The sequence below is a fragment of the Kosakonia sp. genome, assembly GCF_032104925.1.
Classification (GTDB): Bacteria; Pseudomonadota; Gammaproteobacteria; order Enterobacterales; family Enterobacteriaceae; genus Kosakonia.
Genome location: NZ_DAMCGF010000003.1, coordinates 97566 through 116704, shown reverse-complemented (window position 1 = coordinate 116704; position 19139 = coordinate 97566). Strand labels below are relative to the sequence as shown.

Below are 19139 nucleotides of genomic sequence, written 5' to 3'. Positions count from 1 at the left end.
TTAATCGCAAATTATGCAGTATCAGAAAGCGCCGCTTGTCGGCGCTTTTTTATTTTGTGATTTGCGCATATTTTCGACGAAAATTGCTCAAAAAATAGAAAAATTACTAAAGAGTTCTACAAGGTCGTCGATAACAATTATGACGGTGATGAAGCCGCTGGCCCATACCGGAATATAAATTTCTCACTGAAGGATAATTATCATGGCTGTTATTAATACTAACACCCTGTCGCTGATGACCCAGAACAACCTGACTAAATCTCAGTCTTCTCTGGGCACCTCGATCGAGCGTCTCTCTTCCGGTCTGCGTATCAACAGTGCAAAAGATGATGCGGCTGGCCAGGCAATTGCTAACCGTTTTACTTCCAACATCAACGGTCTGACCGTTGCTGCACGTAACGCGAACGACGGTATCTCTCTGGCGCAGACCGCTGAAGGCGCGCTGGGCGAAATCAACAACAACCTGCAGCGTATCCGTGACCTGACCGTTCAGGCGCAGAACAGCTCCAACTCTGCCTCTGACATCGACTCCATCCAGGCTGAAGTTAACCAGCGTATGGAAGAAGTTAACCGTGTTACCACCCAGACCGACTTCAACGGCATCAAAGTGCTGAACACCGGTTCCGGCACCAGCAGCTACAACTTCCAGGTTGGCGCGAAAGACGGCGAGCAGATCTCCATCAGCCTGACCTCTTCCAACGCGTACAACCTGTTCAACGCTTCTGGCGCAACGTCCCAGACTACCGGCCAGACCATCAACGGTACTGCACGTTCTACCGCTGCTGAAGGTTTCGACGTTCTGAGCGGTACGGTAAGCAGCGGCGGTGTGACCAACGGTAGCCCGCTGGCAGATATCGATGCGGCAATCAAAGCGGTTGACACTCAGCGCAGCCTGCTGGGTGCGTCCCAGAACCGTTTCGAATCCACCATCACCAACCTGAACAACACCGTGAACAACCTGTCTTCCGCACGCAGCCGTATTCAGGATTCTGACTACGCAACTGAAGTGTCGAACATGTCCCGCGCGCAGATCCTGCAGCAGGCTGGTTCTTCCGTGCTGGCCCAGGCCAACCAGGTTCCGCAGACCATGCTGTCCCTGCTGCGTTAATTCGCAACCGCTTAAAAAAGGCATCTTCGGATGCCTTTTTTTATCTGCAATCGCCAGATATAACACCTTTTCTGTTAGCTGTTTTGCCTCTCGATCTTTCTTTCGTCCTCCAGAATATTGCATAACGACAGGAACGCCTTTTGCTATCACCCCGGTGGCTTGCGCGGTGATATGAGGATGACAGATGCAAAGCATACTAATCAGCGTTGATCAATTTGACGCGTTTACCCCCCATACCTCTGAACTTATCGATATTGCGGACGCCTTGCTGGCCAAAGGCTGGCGCGTGGATGTCATTAGCTCAACCGCCGGGCAGAAGTTAGCGAGTGAAATCGCACGCCTGAGCGCGACAGGGCGTTTTACTGTCATCACCGAAAAGCAGGGGGCGCTGGAAACCTATTACAACGCCATCTGGATCTATCGCGGCTTCTTTAGCGAAAAGTTACTTGATGCCATCGAAGCCGGGAAACTCGACGGCGCGATGATTTTCCGCCATTTCAGCGATTACAACGATCTCTACTTGCCGTGGGGCGTGGCGCTGGAAAACCAGTTTGCCGCGCTGACGCTGGATCTCTCCGCCCGCACTTCGGCCATCTTGCTACAAACTGGTGTGGAGAGCGCGCAGCTCAAACATCTGCCGTGGTCAGTACCGGCCAGTTTTGGCGCATTTACCCGCACGCGCGACGCGCAAACCTTGTCCCGCGTACTTTATATGGCGGGCAAAATGTCGGCGGAAATGTATGAAGTTCAGCAGCAGGCGAGGGAGGCGGGCATCCAGATCGAGTGGTTCGATCTTAGCCAGCAGGTACAACGCCTCGAACCCGCATGGCTGGAACAGTATGACGTGATCATCGGTAATGACGAAAGCGTGGCGAAGGCGCTGACGCTTGGGATCCCGCTGTTCCTGGTTAACGAAGGTTACGTTGAAGGTTATCTGAATGCCGATAACCTGGCGCGTCATGAAGCCGATCATTTCTGCGCGGTGACGCTGCACAACTGCCCGGACGCCAATGAATGGGTGGAGCTGCTGCAAAGCGGTTATGCCAGCGCACGCGAGTGGGCGCTGGCGCAGCGTGCGACTTTTGTCAGTAAATGGACGCTGGATACCGCGCTGGAGGCAATTTTTTCGCTGCCGTTGGTGGAAAAATCCCGCCAGCTGGATAACAAAGCACGCTATACGCTGAACTTCCACAGTAAAGCGGTGCTGGCGCAGCAGCAGACCAGCGAGTACTCCTTCAGCCGCTGGCTCGAAGATCGCCAGATTAGCGATGCGCGCCGCGAAGCGCTGCTCTCTTTCGCTGGCGCAAACCCTGACAAAGCCAGTATCGGCGTGGTTATCCTTGGCGATAACGACCGCAGCGCGCAGACCAGAAGCTCCGTGGAAAGCCAGTCGCTGGCTGCCGCCAGCATTGATGTCATTGCCGACGATAACGCCTGGCCTGCGGCAGTAAATGCGCTGCTGAGCACGCGAGATGCCGATGCGCTGTTACTGATCCCCGCTGGTTTTACATTGCGGGATGATGCGTTGTTACGCTTTGCCGAACAACGGATGCAGCAACAAAATGCATGGCTGTTTTATTGCGATGAAATGACGCGCGCGGAAAACGGCGAACCACTCCTGACGCTGCGTCCTGATGTCAATATTGACCTGCTGCGCGGCGTGCAGTATGTCGGGCGCGTTCTGCTTTTTTCGCGTGATATTGCCCGCGAGCTCGGTGGCCTGAACAGCCACTATCCGCAGGCGGCAATGATCGACTTGCTGTGGCGCTTTGTTGAAGGGCAGGGAACACCGGCGTTGGGCCGCGTTGCCGAAGTGCTGGTAGAGAGCCCGGAAGCGGCGTCGTGCTGGAGCGAAAATCCGGCGGTGGTGGCCGAATGCGAACAGATTTTACTGGCGCACCTGCAACGGCTTGGCATTCAGGCCTCGCTGGAAGAGGGGTTAGCGGCGAACATCAAACGCCTGCGCTACCACTGGGACGCAAAGCCGCTGGTGTCGGTCATTATTCCAACCCGCGATCGCGTTGCCCTGCTCAAACGCTGTATTGAAAGTTTGATGGAGAAAACGCGTTATCAGCACTATGAGCTGTTAATTGTTGATAACCAGTCGGTGGAAGAGGATGCCTGCCGTTTTCTCAATGATCTGGCGGCGCTGGGTATCGATCAGGTGCGCATTTTGCGCTACGACGCGCCGTTTAATTTTGCTGAAATCAACAACGCTGCGGCGCAACAGGCGCGCGGTGAGGTGCTGGTTTTTCTCAATAATGATTGTGAAATTATTGATGGCGGCTGGCTGGATGCCTTGCTGGAGCAGACGCTACGCCCGGAAGTGGGGCTGGTTGGCGCGCGTCTGGAATATCAGGATGGTCGTATTCAGCACGGCGGCTTTTTGCTCGGCGTGCAGCATGGTGTTGAGGTGGCGTTTGACGGTGTCGACGGCGAAAGCAACGGTTTCCAGCACTATCTGAAAACGCCGCGTAACCTGGCGGCGGTAAGCGCTTCCTGCATGATGGTGCGCAAAGAGGTCTTTTTCGCCCTCAACGGTTTTAACCAGGAAACCTATCCGCTCTATTTTGCCGATGTCGATCTTGGGTTACGCGCGCAGCAGCAAGGCTATCTCAATGTCTGGACACCATATGCCCGCGTGAAACATATGGGCGGTGCCACTCGTTTACTGGGCGATAAGTTCCATGTGCAGGAGCGCCCGTTACTGACGGATTTTGCCACGCTGCGTAATGAATGGCGGCAAGGGCTGCTGGCAGAACCGTCATACCATCCGTTAATGCAAAAAGCAGGGCAGGCGTTCACGCTCAGCGCGAGCCTGGCGCGCCTGCATCAGCCGTTGCCGGGTCGGCCGCTGCCGGTGGTGCTGGCGCACCATGTTAACTGGGTCGGCGGCGGACACCACCGGGTGATGCAACCCTTCAAAGCGCTGGAACGTCACTTGATGATTGAAGGCGGCCTGACCAATACCATACCTGGCGTGATGGAAGCTGCCGCGCAGCAGCCGGATGTGATTTTGCTGGAGCTGATTACCGGCAGCCGTTTTCCGCAGATTATTGAGCAGTTACGCAGCACCAGTAATGCCAAAATCGTGCTCGAATATGATGACTACCTGCTTAATGTGCCGATCAAAAATGGTTCTCGTCAGCACTTCCCGCAGCAAATGGTGAAGAATTTTCGCAAAGTCGTCGACAGCGCCGACTGGCTGGTGGTTTCCACCGCGCCGCTGGCGGACGCCTACAGCCGTTTCCATAGCGACATCCGTATTGCGCAAAACCGTCTTGCGCCGAACCAGTGGGAACATCTGTTGAGCGAGCGTGGCACGGGCAAAAAAGTGCGCGTTGGCTGGGCTGGCGGCAGTTCTCATACCGGTGATCTGGAGATCTTATTGCCGCTGATTAAAGCGCTGGAAGGGAAGGTGGAATGGGTCTTTATGGGCATGAAACCACGCAATGTCCGCTGTGAATTCCACCCTGGGGTGCCGTTTGAAATGTACCCGGAAAAACTGGCCAGCCTCAATCTCGACCTGGCATTAGTGCCGCTGGAAATTAATCAGTTCAACGAATGTAAGAGCAACCTGCGTCTGCTGGAGATCGGCACCTGCGGTGTACCGATCATTGCCACCGACATCGTGCCTTACCGTTGCGATCTGCCGGTGACGCTGGTGGAAAACCGCTTCAAAGACTGGATGAATGCGGTTCAGGCCTATATCAACGATGCCGATTTACGTCACCGGCAGGGCGATGCGCTGCGTGAAGCGGTACTGAATAACTGGTATTTGCGCGGCGCAGGCCTGGATGACTGGCAGCAGGGCTGGTTACCGAAAGCATAATTTTCTCTGCCAGGCCGGCGGGCCTGGCAAACGTTCAAGGAATATCGATGAATAACCTCGCTCAGTACCCCTATCTGATTGTGGCACCCGATTACTCGGAGGCGTCGGCCGGAATACAAGTGCTGCACTATTTTTGCCAGACAATCAATAATTCAGGCGGAAAAGCGTGGATTGTGGGCGGGACGGTTAACCCAAAATGGAATACGCCGCGTCTTACGGAAGACGATTATGCGCAATTACAGAGCTCAGGTGAGCCGTGGATTGCGGTTTACCCGGAAGTGACGAGCGGCAACCCGCTGCGCGCGCCGGTGGTAGTGCGCTATATGCTCAACAGAGAAGGGGTGATGAATGGCAATCGCCTCGATTTTTCGCCTGACGATCTGTTTTTCTGGTATCGCGACGAATTCGCCGACAAAGAGTATCAACCAGCGCTGTTAAATATTGATAATTACGACCTTGAGCTGTTCCAGGATGATAATCCTCATAAAGATCTGGACTTACTCTATATTAACCGCCTACCTCCCAGCGTTATCGAATATGACAAACTGCCGAAAAATCTGACGGTATTGAGTATGCAAAACCCGCTGCCGCTCGAAGACCTGGCAAAAGTTCTCAAACGCGGGCGCGTATTATATAGCTATGAATCTTCCGGGACCTGTCTGCTGGCTAACTTATGTGGTTGCCCGGTCGTTGGGCTGATTGCCCCAGGTTACGAAAACTACGCAATAAGTGAACAAACGATACGCGACAACGGCAATGCCGGTTTTACGCTGGTGAATACCCCGGAAGCTATCGAACACGCGCGCGAAAACCTGCACAGGCCGCGCGAGCAATTATTGCTGAGACGCGAAATATCGCTGGTGCAATTCAGAAACTTCATAGAAAAAACACAACGTAAAGCACAAGAAAAAGCACAACAACTTTACCGCAATACGTTTCAGGGTTGGCTTGAAAATAGCGTGACGGGAAAACGCAGTGATACGCGCTCTTCACTGGCGTTGCTGTTCGTTATTCTCAATCCGCACGGCGACAGCGCCGCTGTCAATCTCACCGTGGATTCTTTACGTGGACAATTAGGCAATTTGCCGAATGCCCGCATTCTGCTCGTGCAGGATGGCGCGCATCACGACGCAACGGATAACACCCTCTCGGTTGTCGATTTTCAGCATTACCAGCACAATTTTGCCAGCCTGGTTCAGACCACTTCTGTCGACTGGTTACAGGTGGTTCCTGCCGGTGTGGCCTACAGGCATGACAGCGTGTATCGTTTAGCCCGAACACTGCAACAGCGCTCCGCTGCACAGGCTATTTATGCTGATGAAGCCGTGAAGCATGCGGATTCGGTGATGCATTTTTTCAAGCCAGAATTTAATCTTGATCTCTTTGTCAGTGCGCCATCCCGTTATTTGCAACGGGTTTTCTTTCGCGCATCGGCATGGCTGGAATGCGGTGGCTGGGACCCTCACGCCGGGCTGGCTTTTGAATTCGATCTCATCACAAAATTAATTGCCCGTTATGACACCGCCGCGATTGGTCATTATGCGGATATCGTCAATATTGTTGACGAGAAAATGCTCACTCCGGCAAGCATTGAGACAGAGGGCGGCATTGTCGGGACTTTCGCCGCGCAGCGTAATTTGCCGGTAGATCATGTGGAGTATTGCGACGGTGTCGCGTGGCGGATCCATTACCCACTGAATAATACGGGGCGGGTGAGTGTTGTCTTAACCCATAATCATGATGCTAATTTAATGACGCGCTGTATCGCGTCGCTGGTGGATAACACCGACTGGCATGATTACGACGTTATTATCCCCGTGATAAACACCACCGACCCAATTGTTTTGCAGACCGCGCGGGAAGTTGAAAAACTATTACCCGGCAAGGTTCAGGTGTTTGAGCTGAATAACTGCAGTGAGGTGCAGGCGGTAAATATTGCTGCGTCACACGCGGCGGGCGCGTCTTTATTGTTATTAGACGTAAGATCGGTTTTCGTCTTAAAAAGCTGGTTAAACACCTTACTCAATCCGATAGTGCGTCCGGAAGTGGCGTGTAGCGGGCCGAAGATCATTAGCTTTGATAAAAAGCTCATCAGCGCAGGGATGATTGTTGGCGCGGATAATGGCATCGCGAATGTCGGCGCTGGAGAAGACTGGCAATCTTTCGGTTATCAGGCTCGCTATCAGTGTGAACAAAATTACTCCGTGCTCAATAGCCTGTGTTTGCTTGTCAAAAAAGAGTGTTTCACGCAGGCAGGCGGGCTGGATGAAAAATACACGTCGCTTGAAGTGAGTTCGGCGGCGTTTTGTCTGGCTGTGCAAAAAATGGGTTACGTCTCTGTCTGGACGCCGTACAGCATCATTGCCTCGGACAATTATCACTTTATGCAGAGTGAGTACCGACAATCACTGCTACCGCAAATGACCGTGCTGATGGAAGACTTCAGCGCGGTATTTGCAGGCGATCCCGCGTATAGCAACTCTTTGTCGCTGAGTTCGCCACTCTTTACGCTGGACGCCAGCGTTATACAAAACCGCTGTTGTGCAAGCCTGGCGCACACGCCGGTGGTATTGCTGGTTTTGCGTTCGCAGACCATTTATACAAAACGCTTAACGCACTATTTCCGCGTGATGGAAGAAGCCGGCGAGATCGCGCTTGTTATCAACGATGCGTTGCCTGCGCTACCCGCGTTACTCAGAACGCGTCCCGCCATCACCATTTTGGATGCTCAGTTTAGTGAAAGTGATATCAGCACCGTTACGCAGTTTCGCGCGATGACGGGGCAGGTTGTGCATTGTCTTTTCGATGAAAATGCCGAGCCGCTGATTGCACGCCAGAATAGCCAACCTCTGCCATTTGATCGCTGGCTGGTATTAAATTCCGCGCTGGAAAAATGGGGGCGCGGCAAAGGGCTGGACGTTTTGCGAATCCCTGATTACCTCCCGCAGGAATGGTTTTCACAGGGGAATGCCGTTGCGGTGAATGCTCCGCGGCGCGTGTTATGCCCTGTCTTTTCTCTCACCGGGAAAGAGCGGGACTTTATCTTTCAGCTGATAGAAAAAACGCATCACATTGTTGACTGGTATATTTTTGGCGAGTGTCCAGCCAGCTGGTACCCGCTGGTGAAGGGCACCTTCAGATACCATGCTAATCCTGTCTCGGTGGAGACGCTGGATGCGCTGAGCCCGGATGCGGTGATTTTGTTCCGCGATAATAACCATGAGCATCGGTTTGCGGATAGTTATGCCGTGTTGCAGTACGCCGCACGAAATATCACCGTTATTTGCAGTGATTTCCCTTGTTTCAGCGAGTATGACTTCGTGACGAAACTGAAACCTAAAATGGCGCTGTGGACGCAGGCCATCGACGATTTTGCCGCCAAAGGCAATCCGCTCTGCGAGAATCAAGAGCAAATCAACAACTTGCTAACAGATCGCTATCTCTTTGATGAACCGCGCCAACAAGCGCTGCTCGCCATGCTGAAACAATAGGTAATTTTGCGGCAATGAAACCCGGTAGTGCGGCATTACCGGGTTTTTTGCTGACAGGGGATTACGTAAGCCCTGCCATTTTCCCGCCGCCTGCGCAGACCCGGCCAGTTTACCTTTAGCACCGGGGGGAAAAGCATAACAAAATGCCCCCTGTTTCACCGATAGCTCGCCAGGCGCGTCGTTATGATGAACAGATAATTCCTACGCGCGCAGGTTTGTCTATGGACAATAATATCTTTGTTACCAGCCCTCTTTTGCCACCGCTGGAAGAGTTTATTCCTTACCTTGAGAAGATCTGGAACAACCGGATCCTTACTAATGGCGGTGTTTTTCATCAGGAACTTGAAGAGGCGCTGGCAAGTTACCTGGGCGTGAAACATGTCTGCCTGTTCGCAAACGGCACGCTGGCGCTGCTCACCGCACTGCAGGCGCTCCGCGTTACCGGCGAGGTCATCACCACGCCTTACTCCTTTGTTGCCACCTCCCATACCCTGTTATGGAATGGTCTGACGCCGGTTTTCGCCGACATCGATCCGCAAACTTACAATATCAATCCTGAGCGTGTCGAAGAGCTGATCACCCCGCAGACCACGGCGATTATGCCGGTTCACTGCTACGGCATTCCCTGCGATGTGGACAAAATCCAGCAGGTCGCGGATATCTACGGCCTGAAAGTGATTTATGACGCGGCGCACGCGTTTGGCGTGAAGAAAAATGGCGTCAGTATTTTGAATCACGGGGATTTGTCGGTGCTGAGTTTCCACGCAACGAAAGTGTTTAACACCTTCGAAGGCGGCGCGATTATTTGCCACGATGCGCGGACCAAGCAGCGTATCGATTATTTGAAAAATTTCGGTTTTGCCGGGGAAACGCGCGTTGTTGCGCCTGGTATCAATGCCAAAATGAACGAAGTTGAAGCGGCATTTGGCTTGTTACAGCTTAAACATATCGATCAGGCGCTGGCCGATCGCCAGGCGCTTTACCAGCATTATGTGGAATTATTGCAGGGGATCGACGGCGTTCGTCTGCTGGATGTGCCTGCTGATGTGACCTGGAACCATGCTTACTTCCCGGTTTTGATTGAACCGGAGTTCGGCATCGATCGCGATTCGCTTTATGACGTGCTGAAAAATGCCGGCATTTTAACGCGTCGCTATTTCTACCCGCTGATTAGCTCTTTCAGTATGTATCGCGGGTTTGCTTCCTCGCAGAAAGAGAATTTGCCGTGCGCAAATGCTATCGCTGACAAAGTGCTGTGCTTACCGATTTATCCGGGGCTGACGCGCGAAGATCAACAGCGTATCACTGACATCATTCGCGGTGTCGCCGCAACCGTGACACCCGGTGCGGCGGTGATTTCGCTGGAGGGCGCATGACGGCTATGCGCACTGCGATGATCCTCGATGCGGGATTTGCCTCGTTGCCTTTACAACGGGCAATCAAAACGGCGGGCTTCACCACGCTGGTGTGTAGCGGTAAGCCGCACGATGCGGGAATGAAATCGGCGGATATTGCCAAAGTCCAGAATTACGCCGATTGCGATGCGGTGTTAGCGATTGCCCGCGAACACAATATTGCGGCCATTACGCCTGGTGTGACCGATGTCTCGTACCTGACGGGGAGCCGCGTTGCCGCCGAACTGGGCTTGCCTGGTTTTGACACGCCGGATGTCAGCGACACGCTTTTTCTTAAAGATCGCTTCCGCGCCTGGGCAGAGCAACAGGGCTATCCAATACCGCGTGCGGTAAGACGTGCTGAAGATGCGCGCCATCTCCCGTTTCCGTTGCTGGTAAAACCGATTGATGCCTATAGCGGCATCGGCATTACCCTGGTGCAGCAGGCCGCAGAACTCAACGATGCCGTGGCAAAAGCACGTAGCGCTTCGCAAAACGGCGAGTGCGTGATTGAAACCTTTTGCCAGGGCGCGCTGTACAGCCACTCTGCGTTTATCCGTGGCGGGGAGATTGTCTGCGAATTTTTCGTCGATGAGTTCTGCACCGTCTACCCCTGGCAGGTCAACAGTAGCAGCTTGAGTCTTTCCCTGACGGAAAGCATGCGAGACCGCGTTAGCGAATGTATGCAAACCCTGGTGCGCCAGCTTCAACTGGTCGACGGTTTGCTGCACACCCAGTTTATAGCCAATGACGATGATTTCTGGCTTATCGAACTTACCCGGCGCTGCCCGGGCGATCTCTATTCCCGTTTGATTGAGCTTTCAACCGGCGTTGATTACTCCAGCGAGTTTGTTGCCCCGTTCCTGGGTTACCAGCACGCCACGGCGTTTTCAGCGCGGCGACCTGCGCATCTTCGCGCTATTGCGCGGCACACTATTTCCAGCGATGTCGATACCCATTTTACCGGCTACCTTTTTGCGCCGCTGGCAGCACGCATTATCGAAACTATTCCGCTGAAATTGCCAGGCGATCGGCTGGAGCCCGCGCCGCGTGACAGGGCAGGGTTGGTATTCGCCGAATTTGATGATGTTGCTGAACTGGCGCGTCTGACGCCGCAGCTTAAAAACTATTTTTCTTTTAAAACGACGTAAGGACCGGATTATGGCTAAGCCCTTATCCCTGGCATTTATCGGCGGCGGCCTTAATTCCGCCATCGGTATGACCCATAAAATCGCCAGCCAGATGGATGGACATTTCCAGTTATCCGCCGGCTGTTTCAGCCGGGATGACGCCCTGAATCGGCAAACCGGCATGGCCTGGGGGCTTGATGAGAGCAAGATTTACCAGGATGCGTTGACACTGCTTGAGAAAGAGCACGCGCATCTGGATGCGGTGGTGGTGCTAACGCCCACGCCCGCGCACCGCGAAATTCTGATGGCGTGTCTGGAATATCCGCTGCCGATCATTTGCGAAAAAGCGTTAGTGGCGAGCGTCAAGGATGCTGAAGACATTCAGCAGCGCGTTGACGAGGTGAATAGCCAGCTCTACGTGACGTTCAACTATACCGGTTATCCGATGGTGCGCGAATTACGCCAGCGTTTGCAAAGCGGCGCGCTGGGCCGAATTCAGCACGTGATGGTTGAGATGCCGCAAGAGGGTTTCAGCCGCTGTCGCAGCGACGGTAGCATCGCGTTGCCGCAAACCTGGCGGCGCACGGATAACGCGATCCCGACGGTATCGCTGGATCTTGGCGTACATGTCCATCAGCTGGTGGAATTCCTCACCGAGAAACATGCGCTGGATGTCTATGCCGTTAACAGTACCTTTGCCCGTGTGCCGGGCGTCGTGGACACGGTCAATATCGTCTCACGTTATAGCGATGATGTGGTGTGCAACTACTGGTATGGCAAGGCAGCGCTGGGTTATCGCAACGGTTTGCGGATCAGGGTGTACGGCACAGAAGGCAGCGCGGAATGGCTGCAAATGGAGCCCGAGTATTTACGTATCGCGGATATCCACGGCAACGTTAGCATTATTGACCGCACGGCGAGTGACAACACGGTGGCGAACCAGGAGCGGTACTGCCGCTTTAAAGCAGGCCATCCCGCCGGGTTTATTGAAGCCTTCGCGAACTATTATTGTGATATTGCGGCAGCATTACGCGGCGAAGCGAATAGTTATGCTATTGGCTCGCAGGTGGCTTTAAAAGGATTAGCTTTCCTTGAAAACGCCAACAAAAGCGCATTAGCGCAACAAAAAATCATACTGTGATCGCCACTTAGTGTTCTGAATGAGTCTCGAGGTAGATATGTCTATCCTTGAAAAATTAGCGAGTCCAGAAACCATTTTCTCGATACGATCGACGAAATGCAGAACAATGGTCGTCCGTTGGTATTATGCGGTGCTGGTTATTTAGGGCAAACAACATGGATGTTTTTGACCAGCCAGAATGTGAAGGTGGGTATGTCGCGGTCAATGAGAAATATTTTACCGAAGGTTCAATCTTTTACGGTTACGATATCATCAATTTAGACCAACTGGCCCGACAAGACAGCACCTAAAATTACATTCTGGCTATCCAGTATGCGGGCGCTGAATTAGAAGCGATGCTCGTAAACAACGCCGAAAGCATATTGCTCTTCGGGCATGCTTTTATTGGCGTGAATACCGATACGCGCTATGTAGCCAAATTTTTGTCAGGAAAATGAAACCGTTTTGATCGAATTTTATAACTCCTTAGGCGATGAGCGCACAAAAGAAACGCTGGTGGCGTTTATTAATCAACGTATTTGCGCGCGCAGCTTGTACTACGGTAAATATTTCGATCTTAGCCACTATCTGGCATAAGATCTGGTGCGTTTACAGGATAACGAAGTGTATATCGATTGCGACGCTTACGACGGTGACAGCGTGGTAGCATTCCAGAAAGCTGCGCAGAAGCAGGGTGTGAACAAACCGGCAACAATCCTCGCTTTTGAAGCGGAAGAGAAACACTTCGCTTTATTACGGCGTGGTGATATTGAACTGAAAACCATCAACAAAGGTGCCTGGTTGGAAAATACCACTTCACGCTTTGATTCCGGAATGGATACCCCGTCTCGTTTAAGCGAAGGGGAAGATAACACCGCCATTGATGTGGTCAGCATTGATAATGCCCTTGAAGACTCGAATTACGCTACATTTATTAAAAGGAATATTGAGGGGGCGGAACTGGAAGTGCTAAAAGGTGAGCAACATACCATTTGTGCATCTTTGCCTGTTCTGACTATTAGCTTGTATCACAAGCCGGAAGATTTGCTGTCGATGCCGCAATACTTTCGTGAACTGTCAGATAATTATCGCTTTTATTTGTGCGGGTATCATCCGGCGCAGGCTTTTGAGCTCATGTTATATGCATTACCAGCCGGAAGAATGGTTCAATAAAGTCAAATAACCCCCATTTCACCCACTATTCATCCGATTAAAATCACTCCAGAATCGGATAATCGTGCCGATAACTCAATTAACGCAGGGCTGTTTATCGTGAATTCACTCTATACCGCTGAAGGTGTAATGGATAAACACTCGCTGTGGCAGCGTTATGTACCTCTTGTGCGTCACGAAGCATTGCGCCTGCAGGTGCGTTTGCCGGCGAGTGTGGAACTGGACGACCTGCTACAGGCGGGCGGTATCGGTTTACTGAATGCAGTAGACCGATATGACGCTCTGCAAGGAACGGCATTTACCACTTACGCAGTACAGCGTATTCGTGGGGCGATGCTGGACGAATTGCGCAGCCGCGATTGGGTGCCGCGCAGCGTTCGGCGTAATGCCCGCGAAGTGGCGCAGGCAATGGGGCAACTTGAGCAAGAACTGGGACGTAACGCGACGGAAACAGAAGTGTCGCAGCGTCTTGGAATTCCTGTAGAGGAATACCGTCAGATGCTGCTCGATACCAATAACAGCCAGCTTTTCTCCTATGATGAATGGCGGGAAGAGCATGGCGACAGTATCGAGCTGGTCACTGACGATCATCAACAGGAAAACCCGTTATTCCAGTTAATGGAAAGTAATTTACGTCACCGGGTCATGGAAGCGATTGAATCGCTGCCGGAACGTGAACAACTTGTCCTGACACTGTACTACCAGGAAGAACTCAATCTGAAAGAGATTGGCGCCGTTCTGGAAGTCGGGGAATCGCGAGTCAGCCAGCTCCATAGCCAGGCCATTAAGCGCTTACGTACCAAGCTGGGTAAGTTATAGGTCAGTGATTCTGCATCACTCCTGGTAAATGCCGTACAACGCATTGACAACCAGGAGTTATCATGACGGTGCAGCAACCTAAAAGACGGCCTCTAAGCCGCTACCTTAAAGACTTTAAACACAGCCAGACGCATTGCGCACACTGCCACAAGCTGCTTGATCGCATCACGCTGGTACGCCGGGGCGAAATCGTGAATAAAATCGCGATTTCGCGTCTGGATATGCTGTTGGATGAAGCGGCCTGGCAACAAGAGCAAAAAGAGTGGGTCGCACTCTGTCGTTTTTGCGGCGATCTGCACTGCAAAGAGCAGAGCGATTTCTTCGATATCATCGGTTTTAAACAATATCTCTTCGAACAAACCGAAATGAGCCACGGTACGGTGCGCGAGTATGTCGTGCGTTTGCGCCGCCTCGGCAACCATCTCACTGAACTTAATATTTCCCGACAGCTGCTTGAAGAAGGGTTCCTCGACGAAAATCTGGAACCGTGGTTACCTGCGACCAGCACCAATAATTATCGGATTGCCTTGCGCAAATATGCGCAGTTTAAAACCCAGATGCGTTTTGCCTCCGTGCAAAAAATCGCTGTAGGTGCAACATCTGATTTATATTAAAAAGGAATAAGATGTAGCCGAGTTGTGCTTGTACTTAGCGTCAGGCACCTTACACTACAGCCAATTTCTTTATCGGGGTAACTATGAAACTAGCACTTTTGGGACGTCAGGCGCTGATGGGTGTGATGGCCGTCGCGCTGGTAGCAGGTATGAGCGTGAAAACATTCGCGGCGGAAAACCTGCTCAATAAAGTCAAAGAGCGTGGCACGCTGTTGGTGGGTCTGGAAGGCACGTATCCGCCGTTTAGTTTCCAGGGCGACGACGGCAAGCTTACTGGTTTTGAAGTGGAGTTCGCCGAAGCGTTGGCGCAGCATCTTGGCGTAAAAGCATCCCTGAAACCCACCAAATGGGACGGCATGCTGGCATCGCTGGATTCTAAACGCATCGACGTGGTGATTAACCAGGTCACCATCTCCGATGAGCGCAAGAAAAAGTATGATTTCTCCACGCCCTATACCGTTTCTGGTATCCAGGCGCTGGTGAAAAAAGGGAACGAAGCGGGCATCAAATCCGCCGCGGACCTGAAAGGCAAGAAAGTGGGCGTGGGTCTCGGCACTAACTATGAAGAGTGGCTGCGTAAGAACGTGCAGGGCGTTGATATTCGCACCTATGATGATGACCCGACAAAATATCAGGATCTGCGCGTTGGCCGTATTGATGCCATCCTGGTCGATCGTCTGGCCGCGCTTGATCTGGTGAAGAAAACCAAAGATACGCTGGCGGTAGCGGGGGATGCGTTTTCACGTCAGGAATCCGGCGTTGCGCTGCGTAAAGGTAATGACGATTTGCTGAAAGCTATCGACGCAGCCATTGCCGAAATGCAAAAAGACGGCACCATGAAAACGCTGTCGGAAAAATGGTTTGGCGCGGATGTGACGAAGTAATCGTTGCCCGCTAAAAAAAGGCGCTTAATCAAGCGCCTTTTTTATTTGATCGCTTTTAGTGTGCATAATAAAAAGCAGTTGCTAACGTTACCCGGTCTTCGGAGGTTTTATGCCCTTGCACAATGTGACCCGCTTTCCGCGCCTGGAGTTGATTGGTGCGCCCACCCCGCTGGAATATTTGCCGCGGCTTTCCGATTACCTGGGGCGAGAAATTTTTATTAAACGCGATGATGTCACGCCGGTGGCGATGGGCGGCAATAAGCTGCGCAAACTCGAGTTTCTGGCAGCGGATGCGCTGCGCGAGGGCGCTGATACGCTGATTACCGCCGGGGCGATTCAGTCCAATCACGTTCGTCAGACGGCGGCCGTGGCGGCCAAATTAGGCCTGCACTGTGTTGCGCTATTAGAAAACCCTATTGGCACCACAGCAGAAAACTACCTCACCAATGGCAACCGCTTGCTGCTGGATCTGTTTAATGCGCAGATCGAAATGTGCGATGCGCTGACGGATCCCACTGCGCAACTGGAGGAACTGGCGACGCGTGTTGAAGCACAGGGTTTTCGCCCTTATGTGATCCCGGTTGGTGGCTCAAACGCGCTGGGCGCAATGGGGTATGTGGAAAGTGCGCTGGAAATCGCCCGGCAATGCGAAGGTGCGGTGGCCCTTTCGTCGGTGGTGGTGGCTTCCGGCAGTGCCGGTACGCACGCCGGGCTGGCGGTCGGGCTTGAGCAACTGATGCCGGAGGTGGAGCTGATTGGCGTGACGGTTTCGCGTAGCGTTGCGGATCAGAAACCGAAAGTGGTGACGCTGCAACAGGCGATTGCGCGAGAACTCGAATTGCAGGCCAATGCCGATATTCTGTTGTGGGATGATTACTTCGCGCCAGGCTACGGCACGCCGAATGATGAAGGAATGGAAGCGGTCAAATTGCTTGCCCGTCTGGAAGGCATTTTGCTCGATCCGGTTTATACCGGCAAAGCGATGGCCGGGTTACTGGATGGTATTGAACAGAATCGCTTTAAAGATAACGGGCCAATCCTGTTTATCCATACGGGCGGCGCACCGGCGCTGTTTGCCTATCATCCCCATATTTAATTCCCAGACAGAGCAAAAATAATGCAAGAGAGTCTACAACTGGTTATCGACTCCGCGCCTTACCTGTTAAAGGGCGCGGTATTTACACTACAACTCAGTATTGGCGGGATGTTTTTTGGTTTACTGCTGGGCTTTCTGCTGGCGCTGATGCGCATGTCGTCGTTCTTACCTGTGCGCTGGCTGGCGCGTTTTTACATTTCGATTTTTCGCGGTACGCCGCTTATCGCCCAGTTATTTATGATCTACTACGGTCTGCCGCAGTTTGGTATTGAGCTGGATCCTATTCCGTCGGCGATGATTGGTCTGTCACTTAATACGGCGGCCTACGCAGCGGAGACGTTGCGCGCGGCGATTTCGTCTATCGATAAAGGGCAGTGGGAGGCGGCGGCCAGTATAGGCATGACGCCGTGGCAAACGCTGCGTCGCGCGATTCTGCCGCAGGCCGCGCGTGTCGCGCTGCCACCGTTGAGCAACAGTTTTATTAGCCTGGTGAAAGATACGTCACTGGCAGCCACTATCCAGGTGCCGGAACTGTTCCGTCAGGCGCAGTTAATCACCTCCCGTACGCTGGAAGTATTCACTATGTACCTTGCGGCGTCGCTGATTTACTGGGTAATGGCGACGGTGCTTTCTTCGCTGCAAAACTATTTCGAAAACCAGCTTAATCGTCAGGAGCGTGATCCGAAATGAGTGCTATCGACGTGAAAAATCTGGTGAAAAAATTCCACGGCCAGACGGTGTTGCACGGCATCGATCTTGAGGTGCAACAGGGCGAAGTGGTGGCGATTATTGGCCCGAGCGGCTCCGGTAAAACCACCTTGTTGCGCAGTATTAACCTGCTTGAACAGCCGGAGAACGGCACAATCCGCGTGGGCGATATCACCATTGATACTGCGCGATCGCTGAGCCAGCAGAAAAGTGCTATCCGCCAGTTACGCCAGCATGTCGGGTTTGTCTTTCAGAACTTCAATCTGTTCCCGCACCGGACAGTGCTGGAGAACATTATTGAAGGGCCGGTGATCGTGAAAGGCGAGCCCAAAGACGAGGCGGTCGCGCTGGCGCGCGAACTGCTGGTAAAAGTGGGGCTGAGTGGCAAAGAGAATCGCTACCCGCGGCGCTTGTCGGGCGGGCAGCAGCAGCGTGTGGCGATAGCTCGCGCGCTGGCGATGCGTCCGGATGTGATCCTCTTCGACGAGCCGACGTCCGCGCTCGATCCTGAGCTGGTGGGTGAAGTGCTTAATGCCATTCGCCAGCTGGCGCAGGAAAAACGCACGATGGTGATTGTCACGCATGAGATGAGCTTTGCGCGTGACGTGGCGGACAGGGCAATATTTATGGATCAGGGGCGCATTGTGGAACAAGGACCCGCGAAAGCGCTGTTTGCCAACCCGCAGCAACCGCGTACGCGCCAGTTTCTGGAAAAATTCCTCATGCAGTAATGCCTTCGCGGTTCAGCGCCCATTGCGGCTGAATCGCGTTAATTTCACTTAAGTTAAAGTTCGCTGGTTTTATTACATACAAATTTTGCAGGGATATTTCCTGGCTTTCTGTTGTGCGCCTGAAACGCCAGGCCGTTATTCCCTCCTGAAGATACCGTTAACGTTGGCGTTAAACGCAACTTATTTCCGGCGGTATCGATATTTTATATTTATAATTAAGTTTTATGTGTTAGTTTATTGTATACAAAATAATGATTATTAAAACCAGGGGTATTACCGGTCGGTATGCAGGATACAGAATTCTTTACCTGGCGTCGTGACATGATGTCGCGGTTCCAGGAGATGACAACATCCCAGGATGTTTATTCCGAATTACAGCGGCAGACACAGCTGCTGGAATTTGATTATTTTTCGCTTTGCGTTCGTCACCCGGTGCCTTTTACCCGGCCGAAGTTGAGCGTTGAAACCTCTTATCCACAAGCGTGGATGCAGCATTATCAGGCAGAGAATTACTTTGCTATTGACCCGGTGCTGAAGGCTGAAAACTTCATTCAGGGACATCTTCCCTGGAATGACAAACTCTTTCGCGATGCCACGGTATTGTGGGATGCCGCACGGGATCACGGATTGCGTAAAGGTATTTCGCAGTGCCTGATGTTGCCCAATCATGCGATGGGTTTTTTGTCCGTGTCGCGTACCAGTCTGTTTGGCAAAATGATGTCGGATGATGAAATTGAATTGCGCCTGCAGACGTTGGTGCAGTTAAGCCTGCTGGCATTAACGCGTCTGGAAGATCAGATGGTGCTGGCGCCTGAAATGAAATTCAGTAAGCGTGAACGTGAAATTCTCAAGTGGACGGCGGAAGGTAAAACATCTGCAGAGATCGCGATGATTTTATCCATCTCCGAAAACACCGTTAATTTTCATCAAAAAAATATGCAGAAGAAATTTAACGCGCCGAACAAAACACAGATCGCATGCTACGCAGCGGCGACAGGGATGATTTAAATATCCCTTATGTTTTGCCCGGCAAAGATAG

At 52.5% G+C, this 19139-nt stretch carries 16 protein-coding genes; all 16 read left to right on the top strand.

Features of this window, described 5'->3' with window-relative positions:
• The first annotated feature begins 202 nt into the window (after positions 1-202).
• Entirely contained in the window at positions 203-1108 is a 906-nt protein-coding gene (locus RT644_RS06690) for a flagellin (RefSeq protein ID WP_313626207.1), read from the top strand.
• A 184-nt stretch (positions 1109-1292) separates the two neighbouring features.
• Positions 1293-4940, top strand: coding sequence for a glycosyltransferase (locus RT644_RS06685; RefSeq protein ID WP_313626206.1), 3648 nt, complete (start codon positions 1293-1295; stop codon positions 4938-4940).
• Between the two features lie 47 nt (positions 4941-4987).
• Positions 4988-8431, top strand: coding sequence for a glycosyltransferase family 2 protein (locus RT644_RS06680; protein WP_313626205.1), 3444 nt, complete (start codon positions 4988-4990; stop codon positions 8429-8431).
• Between the two features lie 221 nt (positions 8432-8652).
• Complete coding sequence (locus tag RT644_RS06675; RefSeq protein ID WP_313626204.1) at positions 8653-9807, top strand: DegT/DnrJ/EryC1/StrS family aminotransferase; 1155 nt, start codon at positions 8653-8655, stop codon at positions 9805-9807.
• Positions 9804-10976 (top strand): ATP-grasp domain-containing protein, encoded by a 1173-nt coding sequence (locus RT644_RS06670; protein WP_313626203.1) that lies wholly within the window; start codon positions 9804-9806, stop codon positions 10974-10976. Before RT644_RS06675 ends, RT644_RS06670 begins: the two co-directional genes overlap by 4 nt.
• 10 nt (positions 10977-10986) lie before the next feature.
• Positions 10987-12096, top strand: coding sequence for a Gfo/Idh/MocA family oxidoreductase (locus tag RT644_RS06665; protein WP_313626202.1), 1110 nt, complete (start codon positions 10987-10989; stop codon positions 12094-12096).
• A gap of 155 nt (positions 12097-12251) precedes the next feature.
• On the top strand, positions 12252-12386 hold the full coding sequence (locus RT644_RS06660; protein WP_313626201.1) for a hypothetical protein: 135 nt from the start codon (positions 12252-12254) through the stop codon (positions 12384-12386).
• A 154-nt stretch (positions 12387-12540) separates the two neighbouring features.
• Positions 12541-12672, top strand: a complete 132-nt coding sequence (locus RT644_RS06655; RefSeq protein ID WP_313626200.1) for a hypothetical protein — start codon at positions 12541-12543, stop codon at positions 12670-12672.
• A gap of 27 nt (positions 12673-12699) precedes the next feature.
• Complete coding sequence (locus RT644_RS06650; protein ID WP_313626199.1) at positions 12700-13248, top strand: FkbM family methyltransferase; 549 nt, start codon at positions 12700-12702, stop codon at positions 13246-13248.
• A gap of 99 nt (positions 13249-13347) precedes the next feature.
• Positions 13348-14067: an RNA polymerase sigma factor FliA gene (locus tag RT644_RS06645; RefSeq protein ID WP_007371523.1), complete on the top strand. Its 720-nt coding sequence runs from the start codon at positions 13348-13350 to the stop codon at positions 14065-14067.
• A gap of 62 nt (positions 14068-14129) precedes the next feature.
• On the top strand, positions 14130-14681 hold the full coding sequence (gene fliZ / locus RT644_RS06640) for a flagella biosynthesis regulatory protein FliZ (protein WP_017458347.1): 552 nt from the start codon (positions 14130-14132) through the stop codon (positions 14679-14681).
• 83 nt (positions 14682-14764) lie between these two features.
• Positions 14765-15565 (top strand): cystine ABC transporter substrate-binding protein, encoded by an 801-nt coding sequence (gene tcyJ, locus RT644_RS06635; RefSeq protein ID WP_017458346.1) that lies wholly within the window; start codon positions 14765-14767, stop codon positions 15563-15565.
• Positions 15566-15674: 109 nt separating this feature from the next.
• Positions 15675-16661, top strand: coding sequence for a D-cysteine desulfhydrase (dcyD, locus tag RT644_RS06630; protein WP_269230772.1), 987 nt, complete (start codon positions 15675-15677; stop codon positions 16659-16661).
• A 21-nt stretch (positions 16662-16682) separates the two neighbouring features.
• Positions 16683-17351: a cystine ABC transporter permease gene (gene tcyL / locus RT644_RS06625; RefSeq protein ID WP_020454172.1), complete on the top strand. Its 669-nt coding sequence runs from the start codon at positions 16683-16685 to the stop codon at positions 17349-17351.
• Positions 17348-18100 carry an L-cystine ABC transporter ATP-binding protein TcyN gene (tcyN, locus tag RT644_RS06620; RefSeq protein ID WP_313626198.1) on the top strand — a complete coding sequence of 251 codons (753 nt, stop codon included), beginning with the start codon at positions 17348-17350 and terminating at the stop codon, positions 18098-18100. The genes tcyL and tcyN overlap by 4 nt, the downstream gene beginning before the upstream one ends.
• A gap of 285 nt (positions 18101-18385) precedes the next feature.
• Positions 18386-19108, top strand: coding sequence for a transcriptional regulator SdiA (gene sdiA / locus RT644_RS06615; protein ID WP_020454170.1), 723 nt, complete (start codon positions 18386-18388; stop codon positions 19106-19108).
• Positions 19109-19139 lie beyond the last annotated feature (31 nt).

Excerpts from the sequence above, each read along its gene's own strand:
- dcyD (WP_269230772.1), top strand. The coding sequence starts at position 15,675 with ATGCCCTTGCACAATGTGACCCGCTTTCCGCGCCTGGAGTTGATTGGT.
- RT644_RS06660 (WP_313626201.1), top strand. The coding sequence starts at position 12,252 with ATGGATGTTTTTGACCAGCCAGAATGTGAAGGTGGGTATGTCGCGGTC.
- RT644_RS06670 (WP_313626203.1), top strand. The coding sequence starts at position 9,804 with ATGACGGCTATGCGCACTGCGATGATCCTCGATGCGGGATTTGCCTCG.
- RT644_RS06675 (WP_313626204.1), top strand. The coding sequence starts at position 8,653 with ATGGACAATAATATCTTTGTTACCAGCCCTCTTTTGCCACCGCTGGAA.
- RT644_RS06665 (WP_313626202.1), top strand. The coding sequence starts at position 10,987 with ATGGCTAAGCCCTTATCCCTGGCATTTATCGGCGGCGGCCTTAATTCC.
- tcyL (WP_020454172.1), top strand. The coding sequence starts at position 16,683 with ATGCAAGAGAGTCTACAACTGGTTATCGACTCCGCGCCTTACCTGTTA.
- sdiA (WP_020454170.1), top strand. The coding sequence starts at position 18,386 with ATGCAGGATACAGAATTCTTTACCTGGCGTCGTGACATGATGTCGCGG.
- tcyN (WP_313626198.1), top strand. The coding sequence starts at position 17,348 with ATGAGTGCTATCGACGTGAAAAATCTGGTGAAAAAATTCCACGGCCAG.
- fliZ (WP_017458347.1), top strand. The coding sequence starts at position 14,130 with ATGACGGTGCAGCAACCTAAAAGACGGCCTCTAAGCCGCTACCTTAAA.
- RT644_RS06685 (WP_313626206.1), top strand. The coding sequence starts at position 1,293 with ATGCAAAGCATACTAATCAGCGTTGATCAATTTGACGCGTTTACCCCC.
- RT644_RS06690 (WP_313626207.1), top strand. The coding sequence starts at position 203 with ATGGCTGTTATTAATACTAACACCCTGTCGCTGATGACCCAGAACAAC.
- tcyJ (WP_017458346.1), top strand. The coding sequence starts at position 14,765 with ATGAAACTAGCACTTTTGGGACGTCAGGCGCTGATGGGTGTGATGGCC.
- RT644_RS06680 (WP_313626205.1), top strand. The coding sequence starts at position 4,988 with ATGAATAACCTCGCTCAGTACCCCTATCTGATTGTGGCACCCGATTAC.